The following is an 18,723-nucleotide window of genomic DNA, read 5'->3' as shown; positions in this document are numbered from 1 at the left end:
GCAGTCTCCGACGCAGCCGCAGGATTCACGACTCTCCGGCCGCTGTCGAGCCTGCTGCGGGCGCGGGCTCCTGACCCACGAAGCGTGCGTCACGGGCGGCCACCCAGGCCTCGCGGACGCCCTGTCGCGGCATGTCCACGCCGAACACCGCCAGCTGACCCACCCAGACCCCGGACATCTGCTGGACCGTGCCCTGCAGCCAGGACGGCGGCTGCTGTCGCGACCAGTTCAGGGGCGAGACGGCGTTGAACACCAGCAGGAAGGCCGCGCTCACAAAGATCGTCCGGCTGGTCCAGCGCCGGTCCCGCGCCGCCACCCCCTCATCGTCCAGCGGCGGGGCGGGCGGGAAGGCGAACCGCCCCAGCGCCGCCAGCCGGTTCTCGCGTGTCGGCAGGTCGTGGGCGTCGGCGTTCTGGTTCCAGTCGCTGTGGGGATCGCCCGGCCCCGGCGGCAGGCTTTCGTATAGCGGCGGGAACGGCGATTCCGGCCGGTGAACCAGAAACGGCTCCAGCGGGATTTCGGGAGGATCGCGCTCGTCGGTCATTGTCGCTTCAACGCCTCAGAACTGGAAATAGATGAAGGGGGCCACGCCGTCCGGACGCACCGCCTCGATGAGCAGGAAGGCCGCCCCGATCAGCAGGCCCAGGGTCACCGACGGCGCCGCCTTCAGTCGCTCGGCCATGCCCTCGATAGCACGCGGCGGCAGCCAGTGCATGGCCAGACCGCCGACGATCAGGGTCAGCAGCAGCGGCGTCAGCGCCGTGACCGGCCCGATCCGCCCCAGCCCCTGCAGCATGGCCATGGCCAGGTCGAAATTCTCGGCCCGGAACAGGATCCAGCCCAGGCAGACGATGTGGAAGGTGACCAGCACTCCGATCACGGTCGGCACGACCTTGCGGTCGCCGAAGGCCGCGCGGCCCAGCCGTTCGACCACCTGCACCCCGCCGTGCAGCGCGCCCCAGGCCAGGAAGGTCCAGGCCGCCCCGTGCCACAGCCCGCCCAGCACCATGGTGATGAAGACGTTGATACAGGACGAGATCAGACCCTTCCGACCGCCCCCCAGCGGCACATAGAGGTAGTCCCGCAACCAGCTGGACAGGCTGATGTGCCAGCGCCGCCAGAAGCTCTGCATCGACGACGCCCGGTACGGCTGGTCGAAATTGCGCGGGAAGGAATAGCCCAGCAGCGCCGCCAGTCCGATCGCCATGTCGGAATAGGCCGAAAAGTCGCAATAGATCTGGACCGCATAGCCATAGGTCGCCGCCGCGATGTCGAAGGCCCCGTAGGCGGATGGATCGAAGAACACCGGGTCGACCAGGTTCACCGACAGTTCCGAAGCGATCACCGTCTTCTTGAACAGGCCCCACACGATCAGGAGCAGGCCGTGGGTCGCCATCGCCCGCGTCAGCCGCGGGGTCCGGTCGAACTGCGGCAGCAGGTCCGAGGCCCGTACGATCGGTCCCGCCACCAGATGCGGGAAGAAGCTCAGCAGCAGCATGACGTCGAGCAGGCTCCTGGCCGCCGGCGTCTTCCCGCGATGCACGTCCACGACATAGCTGATGCCCTGGAAGGTGAAGAACGAAATCCCCACCGGCAGCACGATCTGCAGCAGCGGCAGGTCCCGCTCCCAGCCGAACCGCATCAGCAGGTCGCCGGCCTGTTCGATGAAGAAGCCGTAGTATTTGAAGAAGCCCAGGATCAGCAGGTTGGCCGCGACCCCCAGCCCGACCAGCCACGCCTTCTTCGCCCCCGGTTGTCGCGCGATCAGGGCGCCGACGCCCCAATTGAGCACCGCCGAGGCGATCAGCAGGGCGACGAAACGCCAATCCCACTGGGCGTAGAAGAACCAGCTGGCCAGCAGCAGGAACAGTTTGCGCCGCCCGTTCTCGCGATCCAGCGACCAGGCGGTGAAATAGACGAACAGGAAGAAGACGCCGAAGGCCAGCGTGGGGAACAGCATCTACTCCGCCCCCCCGCGCCGCGCCGACCAGGCCTCATAGGCGGTCATCAGATCGGCATGCAGCACCCCGCCGATCCAGTCGGATCCGGCGGAGTTGAAATGCACACGGTCACGCAACATGAAGGGTTCGCCCCTCGTTGCAAGCCGGTCCGCTGAACAGTCGCCGCCCATCCGCCCGTGCCAGTCCCAGAACGCCACACCCACGTCGGCGGCGACCCGGCGTTGCACGTCCCGCACCACCGCCAGCGACGGCGGGGGGCTGCGCCGGCCGTCGGCGCTGCAACCGTTCACGACGCCGTTGCGCAGGGCGTCGGGGGCCCCGAGGATCATCAGCGAGGCCGCCGGCGCCAGCCGCCGGAGGCGCACGATCTGTCCCCGCAGCAGCGCCTCATAGGCCCGCGCGTCCAGCCCGTCGTCGAACCCCTCATTGGTCCCGAAGCCCAGCACGATCAGCGCCGGCCGCCACGCCGCCAGCTCCCGCGCCACCACCCGCTGGTCGCGCGCCGCCAGATCCCTGAGCGTCGCCCCGACGACGCCGAGATTGGACAGTTCCACGCCCCCCGGGGCGCTGGTCAGGCGCACCGCATGAAGGGCCAGGACGTCGTCCAGCGCCCGCAGCTCGACCTGCCGGTGAATCCGGTCAGGCCGCACGGATCGGCAGCCGCCGTCATCGAACGCCACCGTCCAGATCTCGTCGTCCGCGGCGACCTGCAGCCGGCCCGGACCTGTTCCGCATACTTCGATGCGGACAAAGGCCGGCGAGAGCGTGTCCAGTCGAAGGGTCAATGTGCTTCCCGGCTGGACCGTGATCGCCTGCACCCCGGTCAGGCCGACCCCGGCCCGGACGTAGCCTGCATTGCCCGCCAGCGGCGCCAACGTCGTCGTCCAGTCGCTCGCCGTCACCTCGACCTGCAGCGGGGCGTAGCCGTCATAGGGGACGCCGGGCGGCAGGACGCCGCGACCGCCGTCGCCGAACCGCGCCTGCAGCGCCGCCCTCAGCTTGCCGGTGATGCGGTCGCCCGCCGTGTGGCTGTCGCCGATCTGGAGGATGTGCACTGACGCGCCGCCGCCGCCTTCAGTCCGCGACAGGGCCTCGAACACGCCGCTCAGCGCCTCGGGTTGGCACAGACCGCCGGGGCAGACGGACGCGCCGGGTGCGGGCGTATCGGTCGGTCCATAGGGAATCTGGGCTGACGCCGCCGACGCCAGAAACGCCGCAACGAGGGCCCCGGCGAACCCCTTCATGCTCAGGCGGCAGGCGATGCGGGCGGCGCGGCCGCTGAAACCAGCCCCGGCGCCGCCTGCGGGCGGTCCAGCCCGGCGTCGCGCTTCAGCCGGGCGGCGACCGGGGCGCTCATGCGCAGATAGCCGGCCATCGACATGTGGATGCCGTCGCCGGCGCGCATCAGCACCCGGCGGCCGCCTGCGGTCGGCAGATAGGCCTCATAGCCGCCCTCGACGTTGGAGGTCAGGCCCTCCGTCTCGATCCAGGGCACGCCCAGCGCCCGCATCCGGGCCTCGACCACGCCGTTGATCAGCATCATCTTGCCGTCGAAGCTGCCGCGTTTCATCCGCGGCAAGCCGACCCAATAGACCGCCACATTGCGGCTGCGCAGCAGGGCGACGAGATCGTCGATCCGCCGACCATAGGCGGCCTTCCAGCCGTCTGTGCCGAACATATGCACCACGCCGCCGTCGTCGATGCCCTGGGCGTCATTGGTGCCGAACAGCATGACGGCCACGTCGACCGGATGTTCATCAAGCTGGGCCCGGGTTTTGGCGTGAATGTTCACATAGTCGTAGCGGCTCAGCCCGGTCGAAACCTGCGAGAATTTGCTCACCGAGATGTTCGGCTGGTCCTGCAGGTCCCGGTACAGGCCCGCGTACAGGCCGTCGGCCATCGAGTCCCCGAAGACGCCGACCCGCAAAGGCCCCTGGGCCAGCCGCGCGTTCAGCGGCGTCACACGGGCCATGGCGGGACCAGGGGCGGCCGCCGGAGCGGCGGCCGCCGGAGCAGGCGCCGGCGCCGGCGGCGCGGAGGCCGCGGCCTTGTCGCCCAGCATGACGGTCGGATTGCGCAGCCACGCCCGTCCGTCCGGCGTCAACGCCAGTCCGGCCAGGACGCCGACCACGAAGATCGCCGTCAAAGCGTTGATGCCAGCGCGCAAAACGTCCCCCGACTGAACCTCGTCCAGTCGTACCTTTTACCCTATCGCTGCGATCTGGCCACCTCGCGCCCGTCTCGCGGGAAGAAAAAGGTTAATCGCGAGGGGTTTAGCCGAACCGGCCTTCAGCCCATCTGGCCGAGAAATAGCCGCCCAGCGCCGAGACGGTGGTCAGGGCCGTGCCCCAGCACAGATCGATCAGGGTCAGCCGCACCGACCAGACGTTCAACGTCGCCTGATTGGTCAGGTCATAAGTCGCGTAGGCCACAAACCCCAGCACGGCCCCGTTGATTGCCGCCCTCTGCCAGCCCCCCTCGCGCAGGGCGGGGATGATGGCGAGAAAGACGGTCCCGAAGATGGAGATCAGATAGAAGGCGACGGCCGCCCTCATGTCGGGCTTGTCGGCGAGGATCGGACCCAGCACCGGCTTGTACAGCCGACTGGACATGGTGGTCAGCCAGACTGCGTCTATGGCCGCGAAGGTCAGGCCTGCGCCGAGATAGGCGGTGATATATTTGATCATGTCTTCAGGTCCTTACGCCGGCTTCAGCAGATAGTGAGTGACCGCCCAGGTGTTGCCGCCGTCGTTGCCGAACAGGCCCGCCGTGGCCAGGTAGAACCGCCGCCAGCGCCGCCGCCACAGGGCCGCGTCTGCGCCGTAGGTCTCGCGCATCAGCTCCATCACCCGGTCGCCGTTGGCGTCCATATTGGCCAGCCAGTGGTCGGCGGTGCGCTGATAGTTGATCCCGTTCCAGGTCCACTCCCGCTCGACCCGGAACAGGTCGGGGAACTGCCGCATCAGGCCGCGGCTGGGCATGACCCCGCCGGTGAAGAAATGCTGGGCTATGAAGTCGCCGCTGTCGGTGTGGTCGAACCGGTAGGGCGCGTCGCGGTGGGTGAAGATGTGAATGAACATCCGCCCGTCCGGCTTCAGCCAGCCATGGGCCCGCGTCAGCAGGACGCGCCAGTTGGCCATATGCTCGAACATCTCGACCGAAACGATGCGGTCGTAGCCGCCGCGTTCGGCCGGTTTGAAGTCATTCATGTCACAAGTGATAACCGTCAGATTGGTCAGGCCCCGCGCCGCGGCCTGGGCCTCGATATGGCCGCGCTGGCCATGGCTGTTTGAAACGGCGGTGATGGCCGAGTTCGGATAGCGCTCCGCCATCCACAGGCTCAGCGATCCCCAGCCGCAGCCCAGCTCCAGCACCCGCTGGCCGTCCGTCAGGGCCGCATGGGCGCAGGTGTCCGCCAGCGCCGCCTCCTCGGCCTGATCCAGCGTCGTCTCAGCGGCGGAATAGAGGCAGCAGGAATATTTCAGCCGCCTGCCCAGGCAGATCTCGAAGAACTCCGGCGGCAGCTCATAGTGTTGGGCGTTGGCCGCCGCCGTGTGTTCGGCGATCTCGCGCTCCGCCATGTCGCGGGCGAACACGGCCTCGTCATGCGGCGCCTCGCGGTCCAGCCGCCTGCGCGCCTCGCTGACCAGACTGTCGATCGCCGGGCGGGCGATGAAGTCCGGGAAGGGGGCATCCTGCAGCCGGCGTATGGCGGCGTTTGCGAGAGACATGGGCGCTCCTGGCAGGCCTGACTATCCCACAGCTACGCCCGAGCGTAGCATCCGGATGAACGGCATCCGCCGCACAGTTTCCGCCGTAGCTCACCTCAACCTCAGTTGGAGTCAGCATGCCCCCTCATCTCGTCGCGGAGACCCTTGCCTCGTCCGCCGGCCGGCGCATCGCCGTGGTCGGCTCTGGCATATCGGGCCTGTCGTGCGCCTGGCTGCTGTCGCAGAAACATGACGTCACCCTGTTCGAGGCCGACGACCGGCTGGGCGGACATTCCAATACCGTGGATGCGCCGGCGCCGCATGAGCCGGTCGCTGTCGACACCGGCTTCATCGTCTATAACGAGACCAACTATCCCAATCTGACCGCCCTGTTCGCGCATCTGAACGTGCCGACCAAGCCGGCCATGATGTCCTTCGCCGTCTCGATCGACGACGGCGCCTTCGAATATTGCAGCCAGGGCCTCGGAGCCCTGTTCGCCCAGAAGCGCAACTACGCCAGCCCCAAATTCTGGCGCATGATCGGCGACCTGCTGCGGTTCCAGAAACAGGCCCCGCGCGATCTGACGGAGCTGGAACGGACGGGCGAGACGCTCGAAACCTATCTAGTGCGGGGCGGCTACGGCGCCCTGTTCCGCGAGGCCCATCTGCTGCCCCAGGCCGCCGCCATCTGGTCCTGCACCATGGGACAGATGGCTGAGTATCCCGCGGCCTCCTTCGTCCGGTTCTACATGAACCACAACCTTCTCAAGGTGGATGTGAGGCCGACCTGGCGCACGGTGGATGGCGGCAGCCGATCCTATGTGTCGCGGCTGGCCGAGGCCTTTCGCGGCCGGATCGTCACCGGCGCAGGCGTGGTCGGCGTGCTGCGCGGGCTGGACGGAGCGGCGCTGCGGTTCGACGACGGCCGGTTGGAGCGGTTCGACGCCGTGGTGCTGGCGACCCATTCCGATCAGGCCCTGAACCTGCTGGAAGCGCCGTCTGCGGAGGACCGCCGTCTGCTGGGCGCCATCGCCTATCGGCCCAACCAGGTCATCCTGCATCGCGACACCTCGCTGATGCCGAAGCGGCGCAAGGCCTGGGCCGCCTGGACCCACCTCGGCTATTCCGACCGCGCGGGCGAAGGCGGCGTGACCTACTGGATGAACGAGCTCCAGTCCCTGCCCGGCCCGCCCCTGTTCGTCAGCCTGAACCCGGCCAAGGCCCCCGACCCGGCGCTGGTGATCGGCGAATGGGACTACGAGCATCCTGTATTCGACGCCGCCGCCGTGGCCGCCCAGTCCGAGCTCTGGTCGCTGCAGGGCCGCCGCAATGTCTGGTTCGCCGGGGCCTGGTTCGGCTCGGGCTTCCATGAGGACGGCCTGCAGGCCGGACTGGCCGTCGCCGAACAGCTGGGCGGCGTGCGCCGGCCATGGAGCGTGGCGGACGAGAGCGGCCGGATTCAAGTGCGAGCCTCATCCGTCGACCCGGACCGGCTGACCGAGGCGGCGTGACCGCGCCCGCAGCCATCGCCTCTTCGTCGGCTCTCTATGTCGGAGAGGTCGTCCATCAGCGGTCGCGAACCTTCAACCACCGCCTGCGCTACCGCCTCTGGATGGTGCTGGCCGATCTCGACGAGCTGGACGGGTTTCAGGATCGACTTCGCTTGCTCGGCCGCGGCCGCTTCGGGCTGGTCAGCCTGCGAACCGCCGACCACGGCGACCGCTCGGGCCGTCCGCTGCGCGCCCAGATCGAGGGCCACCTATCCGCGGCCGGAATCGACATCCCCGGCGGTCCAATCCGCCTGCTGACCATGCCGCGCATCCTCGGCTACGGCTTCAATCCAATCAGCGTCTTTTTCTGCCACACGCCAGACGGCGCCCTGGCGGCCCTGCTCTATGAGGTCACCAACACCTTCCATGAGCGCCACAGCTACCTTGTCGCCATTCCGGCGAACCAGACGGGCGCGGTGCGGCAGACTGTGGACAAGCAACTGTTCGTCTCGCCCTTCATGGACCGGGATCTGACCTACGACTTCACCGTCCGCCCGCCGGGAGAGGCCGTGTCCGTCGTCGTCGCGGTCCGCCGGGGCGACACGCCCATCCTCACCGCCAGTTTCGCCGGCCAGCACCGGCCTCTGACCGACAGACAATTGCTCCGCGCCTTCATCACCCACCCCTTGCTGACCTGGAAGGTGACCTGGGGCATCCACTGGGAGGCGGTGAGGATGATGTTCAAGGGCGCCCGCTACCGCCACCGCGGCGCTCCGCCCGAACAGCCGGTGACCGAGGGCTCCGTCCGATTCTGACGTAGGCTTACGCTACGGTCAGAGCATGGCGGGTCCCGGGCGATCCGCACTTTCCGGACGCAGTGAACGGAGTGAACGGAGTGGACGGAGTGAACGCTGTGAACGCTTCGGACGGTGTTTTTTACGGCCCGCCTTGCCCGTCTCGCATCGCCACGGTACGGACGGACGAGCGCCGCGAATATTCATCAAGCGGTGAAAATATGAGGAAGCGATGCGGAAGATCTTCCCCGACGCGGCGTCCGCCCTCGAGGGCCTGACCTTCGACGGCATGACCGTTATGTCCGGCGGCTTCGGCCTGTGCGGCATTCCCGAACACCTGATCGCCGCCCTGCGCGACAGCGGCGTCAAGGACCTGACCGTCATCTCCAACAACGCCGGCGTCGACGGTTTCGGCCTCGGCCAGCTGCTGGGCACCCGCCAGATCGCGAAAATGATCTCGTCCTACGTCGGCGAGAACAAGGAGTTCGAGCGCCAGTATCTGGCCGGCGAGCTGCAGCTCGAGTTCAACCCCCAGGGCACCCTGGCCGAACGCATCCGCGCCGGCGGCGCGGGCATTCCCGCCTTCTTCGTCAAGACCGGCGTCGGCACCCTCGTCGCCGACGGCAAGGAAGAGCGCGAGTTCAACGGCGACCGCTACATCATGGAGACCGGCCTCGTCGCCGACCTGTCGATCGTCAAGGCGTGGAAGGCCGATGGCCGCGGCAATCTCCAGTTCCGCAAGACGGCCCGCAACTTCAACCCGATGATGGCCACGGCCGGCAAGGTCACCGTCGTAGAGGTCGAACACATCGTCCCGACCGGGACCTTCGACCCCGACCACATCCACACGCCCGGCGTCTACGTTGACCGGATCGTCCTCACCCGGTCCGAGAAGCGCATCGAACAGCGCACTGTCCGCCAGAGGGAGACCGCCTGATGGCCCGCACCCGCGAACAACTGGCCGCCCGCGCCGCCCGCGAGCTTCAGGACGGCTTCTACGTCAACCTCGGCATCGGCATTCCGACCCTGGTCGCCAACTACATCCCGCACGGCATGGAGGTCACCCTCCAGTCCGAGAACGGCATGCTCGGCATGGGGCCCTTCCCCTATGAAGACGAGGTCGACGCCGACCTCATCAACGCCGGCAAACAGACCATCACCGAAATCCCCGAGAGCAGCTATTTCAGCTCGGCCGACAGTTTCGCCATGATCCGCGGCGGCCACATCAACCTGTCCATTCTCGGCGCCATGGAAGTGGCCGAGAACGGCGACATCGCCAACTGGATGATCCCCGGCAAGCTGGTGAAGGGCATGGGCGGGGCCATGGACCTGGTCGCGGGCGTCAAGCGCGTGGTCGTGGTCATGGATCACGCCAACAAGCACGGCCAGTCCAAGGTGCTGAAATCCTGCACCCTTCCCCTGACCGGCACCGGTGTGGTCAGCCGCATCATCACCGACCTCTGCGTCTTCGACGTCAAGCCGGACGGGACGGGCCTGGAGCTGATCGAACTGGCGGAGGGCGTGACCCTCGAAGAGGTCGCGGCCAAGACCGAGGCCACCTACACCGTGGCGGCCGGCGTCAGCTAGCCGGCGTCAGGCGCTCGCGTACAGGGCCGCGAGCGCCGCCAAAGCCTGCTCCGCCTCGGCGCGATCCGGCATTTCGTCGTCGACCCCGTAGCCGACCATCGGGCTCCGACCGTTGGCCTGGACGACGATGCCGTCGGCGCGCGGGACCATGCCGATCCCCCGGTACCAGAGAGCGTAGGTCAGCTCCGGCTGCGGCGGCAGCCAGGCGATCTGGCCCCGGACCGGTATGACGCTCTCATCCCCGAACAGGGCCCGCGCGCCATAGCCCGTGCAGTTGACCACCACCGGCTCGGCGAGCTCCGCCAGCTCGGACGGGTGGTTAAACGCCCGCTGCACGATCCGCCCGCCCTCCATCAGGAAGGCCTCGGTCAGCTGCCGCGCATACTCCGCGACATTGAAGGTCATCTGGGGAAACACGCTGGCGGACGCGACCGGGAACGGATGCTCCTCCAGTGTCAGCGCCCGCGATCGCGGCGTCAGGCCGCGCAGCCGGTCTCCGTAGTCGACGAACCCCACCCGGCCCGGCGTCGGCGCCGGTCCGACTGCGCCGCCCGATCCGGGCGCCTCGCGCAGATTATACTGGTCGATGAATTTCACCGGGTCGCCGTCCAGCCCGACAAAGGCGTGGTGATCGACCCATGAGCGTCTCGCCATCGCCTCCCAGCGCGCCGGAAAGTCAGCCGATACGGCGGATTCCGCCGCGATCCGCGAGTCCGGCGACCAGACGCCGGTGGCCCGGGCCGAGCGCGTATAGGGGGTGCGTTCGGCGGCGTAGATGGTGACCTGGGCTCCGACCCTCAGGATCTGCAGCGCCGCGGTGAGACCCAGGGCGCCGCAGCCGATGACGGCCACCCGCCGCTGGTCACCCTCGAGGGCCAGATCGCGGGCCGCCGCCGCCGATCCCCACGACAGGGACCAGCCCGATCCGCCGTGGCCGTAGTTGTGCACCACCCGCTTATCGCCGACCATCTCGACCTCGATGCGAGGCCCCTGGGCCCGGAACGGCCTGAGGCACACGGTGATGCGGCTGAGGCGGCCCGGATCGGTCAGAAGCGGTGCGAAGCCTCTGGGCTGGAAGACGGGTCGCGTGGGCGTCGCAATGATTGCGGGCGCCGAGGCGCATCCCGCGAGGCCGGCGTAGCCCAGCCCGGCCAGGACCATCCGACGGTGCAACTGAACGTCCAATATGGTTCCCCGTGGAAGATGGCCCGAGCCGCGTATCATTCGGCGTCCGGCCGGACAATGCGAGGCGGCGCCCTCGCCGACCAGACAACCGGGACAACCTGTCCCGTTGCCGCAGGGCTCAAGTCGTAGTCATACTCTCCCACCGGTCGCAGAGCCGGAGGGGTGGAGTAAGAGTGATGGCCGACGGCGCCTATCGCTGGCAGGGCAATTGGCCTGCGCCTGACGCCGCGCGCGTCGCCGAAATCGATGCGGCGTGGGACGACGCACAGGTCGCTGCCTTCGCCGAGCCCGCACGGGCCGCCGCCGTCGAACGCATCGAACGCGCGCTGGCCGCCGCCCGGACCGGCGATCTGACCGAAGCCTCGGCCCAGCTGACCCACGCCCGCTCGGTGCTGGACGGTCTGGACCCGGGCGCGCTGGAGCCCCGCCGGGGGCTCGCGGGCCTGTTTGACGGCCGCGGCGGCCGCCTGAAGCGCTTCCGCGAAACCTGGAGCCGCGCCGCCGCCGGCCTGGCCGAGACCGCGAAAGAACTGTCGGGGCGTGTCGAGGGCGCCGCTCAGCGCTCCGGGGCGCTCGACAGGGCCTGGACCGAAATCCGGGACGCGCTCGCCGACCTCGACGCCCACCTCGCCGCCGCCGCCGCCCGTCTTGCGGGCCATGCCCCGAACGAAGGCGATGCGCCGCATCCGTTGATCGCTCGAAGGGCCACTCTGGACGCCTGTCGCGCCGCCGCCCTGCAATCCCTGCCACTGATCCGCAGCGCCCAGAACGCCGACGCCCGCGCCGGCGAGGCGCTCAAGGCATGCGCCGACGGCGTCGCCTCATGGCGCGATGACTGGAAGGAGGCGCTGGGCCTGTCCGGCAAACGGCCGAAATCGGTCCGCCCCGACCGCGAGCGCATGGCCCGCGTACGCGACGACCTAAAGGCCCGCCTCGACCGGGCGCTTGCCGAACTGACCGCTTCGCGCAGCCGCCGCGCCGACGTCGAGGGCCGGATGGCGGAGCTGCGGCGCCCGCTCTAACTCAGCCCGCGCTGGCGTCGGTCCAGGCGACGATCTGGGTGTTCAGGTCCCGCGTGGCCAGGTCAAAGGCCTCGACGATGGCGGACACCCGGTTGGCCGTCGCCGGCTGTTCGACGCTGAAGACCCGCTCCGCCGCGACAGTCCGTTCCGGCAAGGCCAGTAGACGGGCGCGGGCCGTGACCACGATGGTCGGCGCCATACCGGGCGCGTCATAGCGAGCTTCAAACGAGCGGATGTCGATATCGAGCGAACGCTCGCCGGGCGTCAGCTCGCGCGGACCGATCAGACGCACGCGCGTCGCCTGGGCCGCGAAGGCGTTCTGGATGCTCTCCATATAGAGATCCGCCGCCGGCGAGACCCAACGGGCGCCGGCGATATAGGCGGTCTCCGTCCCCGTGACGCCCAAGAGCTTGTCGCCCTCGACGGCCTCCGGGAACTCGACCCGACGCAGAGTGACCTGGGTCGGACTGGCGACGATCGAGGTCGCCTCGGAGGATGCAGCCACCCCGCCGAACCGATAGGTCTGGACCGGATCAGGCGTCGACAGCAGGGCGCAGGCCGAGAGCGCCATGAGAGCCACGGTGGCCATGATCGGGCGGATCAGTGAAGAGCGGATCACGGCTGGACCTCCATTTCCTTGGTCGGCGGACGGCTGATGAAGTCGCGCGGGCTGGACCGGACCTCATCGATCAAGCCTTCCAACGACCGGGTCGCATCCTCAATGCCTTGAATCGACTGTTGCAGCTGGGGCAGGCCGGTGGTCGCGAACTCGTTCAGCGGCCCTTCGACATTGGTCGCGGACCGGTTGATCGACGATACGGCCGCCCTCGCCTCTTCCGCAGCCGCGTTGATATTGGCCACGGCCTCGCGCCCGTCGCCCTCGATGATGCCGCGGGTGCTGACCGCCAGGGCCTCGAACTCGGCCACCGCCGAATTGGCCTTGGTCAGCGCCTGTTCCAGCTGTTCCAGCATGCCCTTGCGAGCCTCCAGTTCGGTGGTCAGGGCCTCGACGTTCTTCAGGCTGGTGGAGAAGGAGCGGACGTTGTCGTCGGACAGGACGCGGTTGATCCGGTTGAGCGCATCCACCGTCTGGGCCAGCACCGTGCCGGAGCCGCTGAGCAGCTCCGCGATCGGCGACGGCTGGCTCTGGATTACCGGCACCACATTGGCGGGATACTGGGTCTTGAGGATGGCGCTCTGCGGACTGCCGGCGGTGATCTGGATATAGTTCAGCCCGGTGATGCCCTGCGGCTCCAACTGGGCCCGCGAGGTGACGCGGACCGGCGTGGTGGCGTCGACGCGGATGCGGGCGATGACCTGATCGCCTTTTTCAGGGTCCAGGTTGAGGTCGGTGACCTCACCGACGCGGATGCCGTTGAAATGCACTTCGCCGCCCTCGGACAAGCCGCGCACGGGGCCGTAGAAGACGATGTCATAGACGTCGTAGTCATTGTTGAACTGCAGGCGGGCCAGCCAGATGGAGAACACCGCCAGCGCCGCCAGAAGGGCGATGGTGGCGATGCCGACGGCGGCGTAGTGGGCGTCTCTTTCCATTCTCGGCTCTCCTTAAGCCGCCTTGTCCGCAGCGCGACCGCGCGGGCCAAGGAAATATTCTCGTATCCACGGATGATCGGAACGCTCGAGTTCCTGAACCGTGGCCTTCGCGACGATGCGTTTGTCGGCGACCACCGCGACCTTGTCCGTGATGGCGTACAGGCTGTCGAGGTCATGGGTGATCATGAAGACGGTCAGCCCCAGATCGTCGGACAGCCGCCGGATCAGCTCGTCAAACGCGCCGGCGCCGATCGGGTCCAGCCCGGCGGTCGGCTCGTCCAGGAACAGCAACTCAGGGTCAAGGGCCAGGGCGCGGGCCAGGCCGACGCGCTTGCGCATCCCGCCGGACAGCTCGGCCGGCTTCAGATGATGCGACTCGGGCTTGAGGCCGACCATGGCGATCTTCATCTCGGCCAGCTCACGGATCACGTCCTTGGGCAGGCTGGTGTGCTCGACGAGGGGCGAGGCGACATTCTCGATGACGCTCAGCGCAGAGAACAGGGCGCCCTGCTGGAACAGGATTCCCGTGCGCCGCTCTATGTCGGCCTCCTGCGCCGCGGTCATGGTCGCGCGGTCGTAGCCGAGGACGCTGACCGTTCCGCCCTCGGGCTCCTTGAGGCCGATGATCGAGTTCAACAGCACGGTCTTGCCGGATCCCGAGCCGCCGACAACGCCCAGCACCTCGCCGCGCTCCAGCTCAAGATCGAGGTTTTCGTGGATCACGCGCTCGCCGAACTGACTCAGCAGGCCGCGCACCTCGAGCAGCAGCTCAGGAGCCTTCTCCGGGGCGGAGGCGGGGGCGGGGGCGGTCACCAGTTCAGCTCCAGGAAGATCATGGCGAAGACCGCGTCGAGGAAGATGATGGCGAAGATGGCCTGGACCACGGCGGCCGTAACCCGTCTCCCGAGGCTCTCGACATCTCCCGCCACGGCCATGCCCTGGCGGCAACCGATGGCCGCGACGACGACCGCAAAGACGGGCGCCTTGATCATTCCCACCATGAGATGGGTGCCCATCTTCGGGTCTTCGCTGACCCTCTGGAGGAAGAAGGAGGGCCCGTAGTCCAGTTCGCTCCAGGTCACGAGCATGCCTCCAAACATGCCGGCGACCATGCCGATGAAGGTCAGCAGGGGCAGCATGACCAGCATGGCGGCGAGCCTCGGGATCACCAGCGCCTGAAAGGGGTTCACCCCCATCACCTGCATGGCGTCGACCTCCTGGTTCATCCGCATCGAACCGATCTCGGCCGCAAAGGAAGATGACGAGCGACCCGCAAGCAGGACGGAAGTGATCACCACGGCGAACTCCCGCAGCACCGCCACGGCGATCAGCTGGACGGTGAAGACGCCGGCCCCGAACTGGGTCAGCAGATTGGCCCCGAGGTAGGCCAGGACCGCGCCGATGAAAAAATTGGTGACGGCGATGATCGGAATGGCGTCGAGTCCGGAACGTTCAGCCTGGCTGAACCAGGCCGGCCAGCGGATCCCGCGAGGGTGGCGCAGGGCCGCGCCGACCGCCACCATCAGCCGACCGAGGAAGGCCATGGACAGGGTCGCTTCCTCGGCGATGTCCCCAACGCCGCGACCTACCTTGGCGAAGGCCCGCAGCCAGCCGGGGGATTGGCGCGGCGGGACGGCGCTCTCACGCTCCAGCTTTTCCACCATGGCGTAGATGCGCCCGGCCTCCGGGCGCTGGGTCCAGGCCGACGGGGGCAGGACGCAGTTGGCGGCCTGGACGATCGCCAGGGCGCCCGCCGTGTCGAACCGTCCCAGATCGGTCAGGTCGACCGCGTCGATGCACCGCTCGTGCAGTTCATCGTCCAGACGACGTGAAATCCGGCCCAATTCGGTCGCGATCCAGTCGCCGGTCAGCCGCAGGGTCAGCTCCGGCCCGCCGTCCTTAATCTGGAAATCCGCTGCGGCCATGCCTCTACCTAGATCGCCCTGTCCGTTTTGCCTACGCCGGCCAAACGGCAAAGCTGGGGCAGACATCAGAACGCGGCGCGGGCGTAATCGTTCAGCCACGCTTCCAAGGGTTGCGCGACGAGGTCATACGGAGCGGCCCTTCTCCGCGTCAGCTCAGATAGTTGAGGAGCGAGGCCTGTCGCAACTGGCTGATCACCTGGGCCGAGGCCTCGATGGCGATCTGCGAAAGCTGCAAGTCGGTGATCGCCGCCGCCATATCGGCGTCGGTACGGCCCGCCACCAACTCGTCCAAGGCCGTCTTCTGCGCCTCGTGACCGTCGGCAATGCTCTCGACCTGTTTGGCCAGGGAGCCGGTCCTCGCCATCTTGTCGACCACAGCCGTTCCGGCCAGTTCCAGCCGGGCCAGTTGCGTCGCCAGGAATGCCTTTTGCGGTTCCGTGAGCCTGCCATCCAGCGGGCCTGACCCCGGCGTCGTGTGAAAAATCTGGATGTCTCGCAGAATGCTCAGAACGTCCGTGCCCAGTTCGTCGGCGAGGAAGCCTGTCTCCAGCGTCGTGCCTTCGGCGACGCGGCTGGCGGTCTTCAGCGTGTCATTGCTGAACAGCGAAGCCACGCTGGGAGCGGCCACAAGTTCAGTCAGGTTGGCGGCGGCGACCGGTGTGACTGACGTCGAAGCGCCGGCGAACAGGTAGCCGCCGTGGTGCCGCATGTTCAGTCCGCCGCGCGCAGCCTGGAAATAACCTTCGAGATCCAGCATCAGCGATACGCCGGAATCTGTGGCGATGGCTCCGCCCAGCGCCTCGCGTGCGCCGGCGATTGCGTCGTTGATCTGGCCCAGGGCCACGTCCTGGGTTGTCAGGCGCGCGTTCACAGCGGCGGCGGTGTCGATGAAGCCCTGGATCCGGCTTTGCGCGCCCTTCATCGCTGTCAGCGTCTCGGACTGCCGACCGAAGCCGGTCAGATCGGTGGCGACTTTCTGGGTCGAGACCCGCTCCTGTGCGTCCGTGGCCCGCGTCTGGGCCTTCATCAGGTCCAGCAGGGCAGACTGATAGTTTCCGAAGGTGGCGACGCGGGTCATCAGACCATCCCCATCAGAGTATCGTACATGTCCTTGGCCGCCTGAATCAGACGAGCCGAAGCGTTGAAGGCCTGCTGATAGGTCGTCATCAGCACCAGCTCCTCATCCAGATTGACGCCCTCGTGCGCGGTCTGGCGGGCCCCGGCTTCGGTGTAGAGGGCGTTCGCCGTCTCCATACGGTTTTTGGCCGCAGCCGCCTTGCCGCCGATGTCGCCCGACAGCTCCGCGGCGTAACGGGAGACCGAGATCGATCCGCCGGATGATCCCCCCGCAGCCTGGAAATTCGCCGCGCGTTCACCCGCGTCGGCGAGGGCGAGGGCCCCGCGACCGTCGCCGGTGCTCAGGGCCGCCGTTCCGACCGGCGCCGACAGGTTCAACTGCGCCAGGGCGAGCCGGGAAGGACTTTGCCGAATATCCACCCGCAAGGCGAAGCTGTCGGCCCGCGAGGCGCGCACGCCGCCGCCGATACCGAACAGCTCGGTCACCGACACACCCGACGGTACCTGTGTCGTGCGGTCCTCCAGTACCGTCATCGCTGGCGCGGGATTACCGTAGCCGGCGAAGGACAGCGAACCGTCGGCGGCAAGGGAGAAGGTCCCGAAGCGGCCAATTCCAATTGCGGGATCATTCAACGCGGCGACCAGGTCTCCCACCGTGCCGCCAGCCGGCACGGCGACCTGCAGGTCACGCAACCGCGAGCCGGTTTCGCCGGTGAACCGGAACGTCAGGGTTTCCCCGGCGGTAAAGCCGTGCGGCGAGGCGGCGGTCAGGCCGTTGTCGTAGAAGGCCGGACGGTCCGACGAAACCAGGTCGTTGAGGCCAAAGTAGTGCGAGAAGCTCCGGCCTGCTTTGGCGGATGGGTCGGCGGCGCCATCCGCGACGGCCACGCCGTTGGCGCCGGTCGCCGCAATCGTCAGCCTCCCATCGGTGAAACTGGCCGTCGCTGCTCCGCCGAGCTGGGCGTTCAGAACGGTCAGGAAGTTCGCCGGCGTCGCCGCGGCGCCGTTCACCGTCATGGTCCCGCCCGAGAAGACGATGTCGGCCCGGACCTGGATGACGCCGGCCGCGTTGGTCACAGCGACGGTGGTCTGTCCGGAGAAGCCGGCGATCGCGCCCTCGAACGACTGCCCAACGTTGCGACCGGTCAGGCTTGTCGGCGCTGGCACGGCGGAGTTGGCGTTGTGGGCGCGGTTCAATTCGTCGGCCGCATGGGCGACCAGTTCAGCCAGCCGTTCCGCCGCCGCGGGCGCCTCGACATCCCGCAGCTCAACCAGACCCTTGATCTCGCCCGACGCGACGCTGTCGAGCAGGGAACGCTTCTGTCCTCCGGGCTCAGTGACCCAGATTTCGTTGAAGGCGGTTTCGCCCGTGATCGTCCCGGCGCGGCTGTAGTCGAGGATCGCGGCTCCCTGACCGGCGAGCAGAGTGCCGGAGCCTGTCCGGATCGACACGCCGCCAACGGGCCGCGCAGAAACCCGGATGTCCATCAGTTCCGCCAACTGGCCGATCAGAGCCGACTGAGCCGTCTCAGCACCAGAGGCGTCGCCATCGACCGCCGTAGCGCGCGCGATCTCCAGGTTCAGGCCCTCGATTTGTTCAAGCAGTCCGTTGGCCCGTTCAATGGCGCTCTGGATCCGGCTGTCGGCGTCTTCGCGAACCGCCTGAATCTGGCCTGCGACCCGGTTGGCCTCGTCGAACAGCGCCTGTGTCCGGAACAGGGCATCCTGACGACGGGGCGAAGACGTCGGATCCTCGGCGCTGGCCGCGAAGGCCGAGAAGACGGCGTCGACCTGCGAGAAAAAGCCGGCGTGGCCGCCCGGGTCTCCGAACAGCGACTGGATGCGGTCGTACAGTTCATGGCGCACGCCCATGCGCGCAGACTCGGCCCCCGCACTCAGACTGGCCGCCTGCAGGAACCGGTCAGTGGCAAGGCGAATGCGAGACACCTCGACGCCGGCGCCCAGGCCTTGACTGGTCAGGGTCCGTTGGTCAGCGATCTTGCGGACATAGCCGGGCGTGTTGACGTTGGAGACGTTGTCCGAAACGACGCGTAGCTGGGTCTGGGCGGTCTGGAGACCAGAGCTCGCGGTGTTCATGATGGCGTTCAGGGACATCCGAAGGCCTCCAAAGTCGCGGCGCCCGGCAAGCCCTGCCAGCCGATGCGCGTTTTTTGCCCGGCGTCGCGCGAAGGCGGGCCGTGCAAGCTACTGAAATTACGCGCTCTTGCGTTTCGCGCCTGGGTCATGAGCGGCAAGGGGCGCAAACGCCGGGCCATTCGTTCGCCGGGCCGATGCGGATGCTCCGGTCCACAGCGGGCGCCGGGCAAGAATCGTCTTCACGCGGCAAGTTTCGACTGAGCCGTGACGACGGCACGTCAGGCATTCGTGGCATTTTTCTATGACTATTCCGTATCTTGC

General features: G+C 67.8%; 18 protein-coding genes. 5 read left to right on the top strand and 13 right to left on the bottom strand.

Annotation, left to right across the window (positions count from 1 at the left end; translation table 11 throughout):
• Positions 1–25: 25 nt before the first annotated feature.
• The 6 genes from ACTIEW_RS04680 to ACTIEW_RS04655 form a co-directional block, all read right to left on the bottom strand.
• Complete coding sequence (locus ACTIEW_RS04680) at positions 26–544, bottom strand: hypothetical protein (protein WP_439476757.1); 519 nt, start codon at positions 542–544, stop codon at positions 26–28.
• Positions 545–559: 15 nt separating this feature from the next.
• Positions 560–1,960: an MBOAT family O-acyltransferase gene (locus ACTIEW_RS04675; protein WP_439476756.1), complete on the bottom strand. Its 1,401-nt coding sequence runs from the start codon at positions 1,958–1,960 to the stop codon at positions 560–562.
• A complete protein-coding gene (locus ACTIEW_RS04670) occupies positions 1,961–3,205 on the bottom strand; it encodes a GDSL-type esterase/lipase family protein (protein ID WP_439476755.1) in 1,245 nt (414 codons plus the stop codon).
• A 2-nt stretch (positions 3,206–3,207) separates the two neighbouring features.
• Positions 3,208–4,128 carry an SGNH/GDSL hydrolase family protein gene (locus tag ACTIEW_RS04665; protein WP_439476754.1) on the bottom strand — a complete coding sequence of 307 codons (921 nt, stop codon included), beginning with the start codon at positions 4,126–4,128 and terminating at the stop codon, positions 3,208–3,210.
• Positions 4,129–4,234: 106 nt separating this feature from the next.
• The gene (locus tag ACTIEW_RS04660; RefSeq protein ID WP_439476753.1) at positions 4,235–4,648 is read right to left on the bottom strand and encodes a DUF2177 family protein; all 414 of its coding nucleotides are present in this window, start codon (positions 4,646–4,648) and stop codon (positions 4,235–4,237) included.
• 12 nt (positions 4,649–4,660) lie between these two features.
• The gene (locus ACTIEW_RS04655; RefSeq protein ID WP_439476752.1) at positions 4,661–5,692 is read right to left on the bottom strand and encodes an SAM-dependent methyltransferase; all 1,032 of its coding nucleotides are present in this window, start codon (positions 5,690–5,692) and stop codon (positions 4,661–4,663) included.
• 116 nt (positions 5,693–5,808) lie between these two features.
• On the opposite strand from ACTIEW_RS04655, the gene ACTIEW_RS04650 reads away from it, so the two are divergent.
• From ACTIEW_RS04650 to ACTIEW_RS04635, 4 genes are all read left to right on the top strand, one after another.
• A complete protein-coding gene (locus ACTIEW_RS04650) occupies positions 5,809–7,182 on the top strand; it encodes an NAD(P)/FAD-dependent oxidoreductase (protein ID WP_439476751.1) in 1,374 nt (457 codons plus the stop codon).
• Complete coding sequence (locus tag ACTIEW_RS04645) at positions 7,179–7,976, top strand: DUF1365 domain-containing protein (RefSeq protein WP_439476750.1); 798 nt, start codon at positions 7,179–7,181, stop codon at positions 7,974–7,976. The genes ACTIEW_RS04650 and ACTIEW_RS04645 overlap by 4 nt, the downstream gene beginning before the upstream one ends.
• Positions 7,977–8,187: 211 nt before the next feature.
• Positions 8,188–8,892 (top strand): CoA transferase subunit A, encoded by a 705-nt coding sequence (locus ACTIEW_RS04640; protein WP_439476749.1) that lies wholly within the window; start codon positions 8,188–8,190, stop codon positions 8,890–8,892.
• Positions 8,892–9,542, top strand: a complete 651-nt coding sequence (locus ACTIEW_RS04635) for a 3-oxoacid CoA-transferase subunit B (protein WP_439476748.1) — start codon at positions 8,892–8,894, stop codon at positions 9,540–9,542. The genes ACTIEW_RS04640 and ACTIEW_RS04635 overlap by 1 nt, the downstream gene beginning before the upstream one ends.
• A 6-nt stretch (positions 9,543–9,548) precedes the next feature.
• Here ACTIEW_RS04635 and ACTIEW_RS04630 read toward each other — a convergent pair whose 3' ends face one another.
• Positions 9,549–10,715, bottom strand: a complete 1,167-nt coding sequence (locus tag ACTIEW_RS04630) for an FAD-dependent oxidoreductase (protein WP_439476747.1) — start codon at positions 10,713–10,715, stop codon at positions 9,549–9,551.
• A 188-nt stretch (positions 10,716–10,903) separates the two neighbouring features.
• Between ACTIEW_RS04630 and ACTIEW_RS04625 the strand changes: the two genes are divergently transcribed.
• Positions 10,904–11,749: a hypothetical protein gene (locus ACTIEW_RS04625; protein ID WP_439476746.1), complete on the top strand. Its 846-nt coding sequence runs from the start codon at positions 10,904–10,906 to the stop codon at positions 11,747–11,749.
• Position 11,750: 1 nt separating this feature from the next.
• Here the strand turns inward: ACTIEW_RS04625 and ACTIEW_RS04620 are convergent, their stop codons facing one another.
• The 6 genes from ACTIEW_RS04620 to flgK form a co-directional block, all read right to left on the bottom strand.
• Positions 11,751–12,368 carry an ABC-type transport auxiliary lipoprotein family protein gene (locus tag ACTIEW_RS04620; RefSeq protein WP_439476745.1) on the bottom strand — a complete coding sequence of 206 codons (618 nt, stop codon included), beginning with the start codon at positions 12,366–12,368 and terminating at the stop codon, positions 11,751–11,753.
• A complete protein-coding gene (locus ACTIEW_RS04615) occupies positions 12,365–13,303 on the bottom strand; it encodes an MlaD family protein (RefSeq protein ID WP_439476744.1) in 939 nt (312 codons plus the stop codon). The genes ACTIEW_RS04620 and ACTIEW_RS04615 overlap by 4 nt, the downstream gene beginning before the upstream one ends.
• Before the next feature lie 12 nt (positions 13,304–13,315).
• Positions 13,316–14,116: an ABC transporter ATP-binding protein gene (locus ACTIEW_RS04610; protein WP_439476743.1), complete on the bottom strand. Its 801-nt coding sequence runs from the start codon at positions 14,114–14,116 to the stop codon at positions 13,316–13,318.
• Positions 14,113–15,228, bottom strand: a complete 1,116-nt coding sequence (locus ACTIEW_RS04605; RefSeq protein ID WP_439476742.1) for an MlaE family ABC transporter permease — start codon at positions 15,226–15,228, stop codon at positions 14,113–14,115. Before ACTIEW_RS04605 ends, ACTIEW_RS04610 begins: the two co-directional genes overlap by 4 nt.
• Before the next feature lie 148 nt (positions 15,229–15,376).
• Positions 15,377–16,306, bottom strand: coding sequence for a flagellin (locus tag ACTIEW_RS04600; RefSeq protein WP_439476741.1), 930 nt, complete (start codon positions 16,304–16,306; stop codon positions 15,377–15,379).
• Positions 16,306–18,420 (bottom strand): flagellar hook-associated protein FlgK, encoded by a 2,115-nt coding sequence (gene flgK, locus ACTIEW_RS04595; RefSeq protein ID WP_439476740.1) that lies wholly within the window; start codon positions 18,418–18,420, stop codon positions 16,306–16,308. Before flgK ends, ACTIEW_RS04600 begins: the two co-directional genes overlap by 1 nt.
• Between the last annotated feature and the right edge of the window lie 303 nt (positions 18,421–18,723).

The sequence above is a fragment of the Brevundimonas sp. genome, assembly GCF_051860745.1.
Lineage (GTDB): Bacteria > Pseudomonadota > Alphaproteobacteria > Caulobacterales > Caulobacteraceae > Brevundimonas.
Note: the sequence above shows the minus strand (reverse complement) of the source record. Positions and strands in the feature narration are given on the sequence as shown.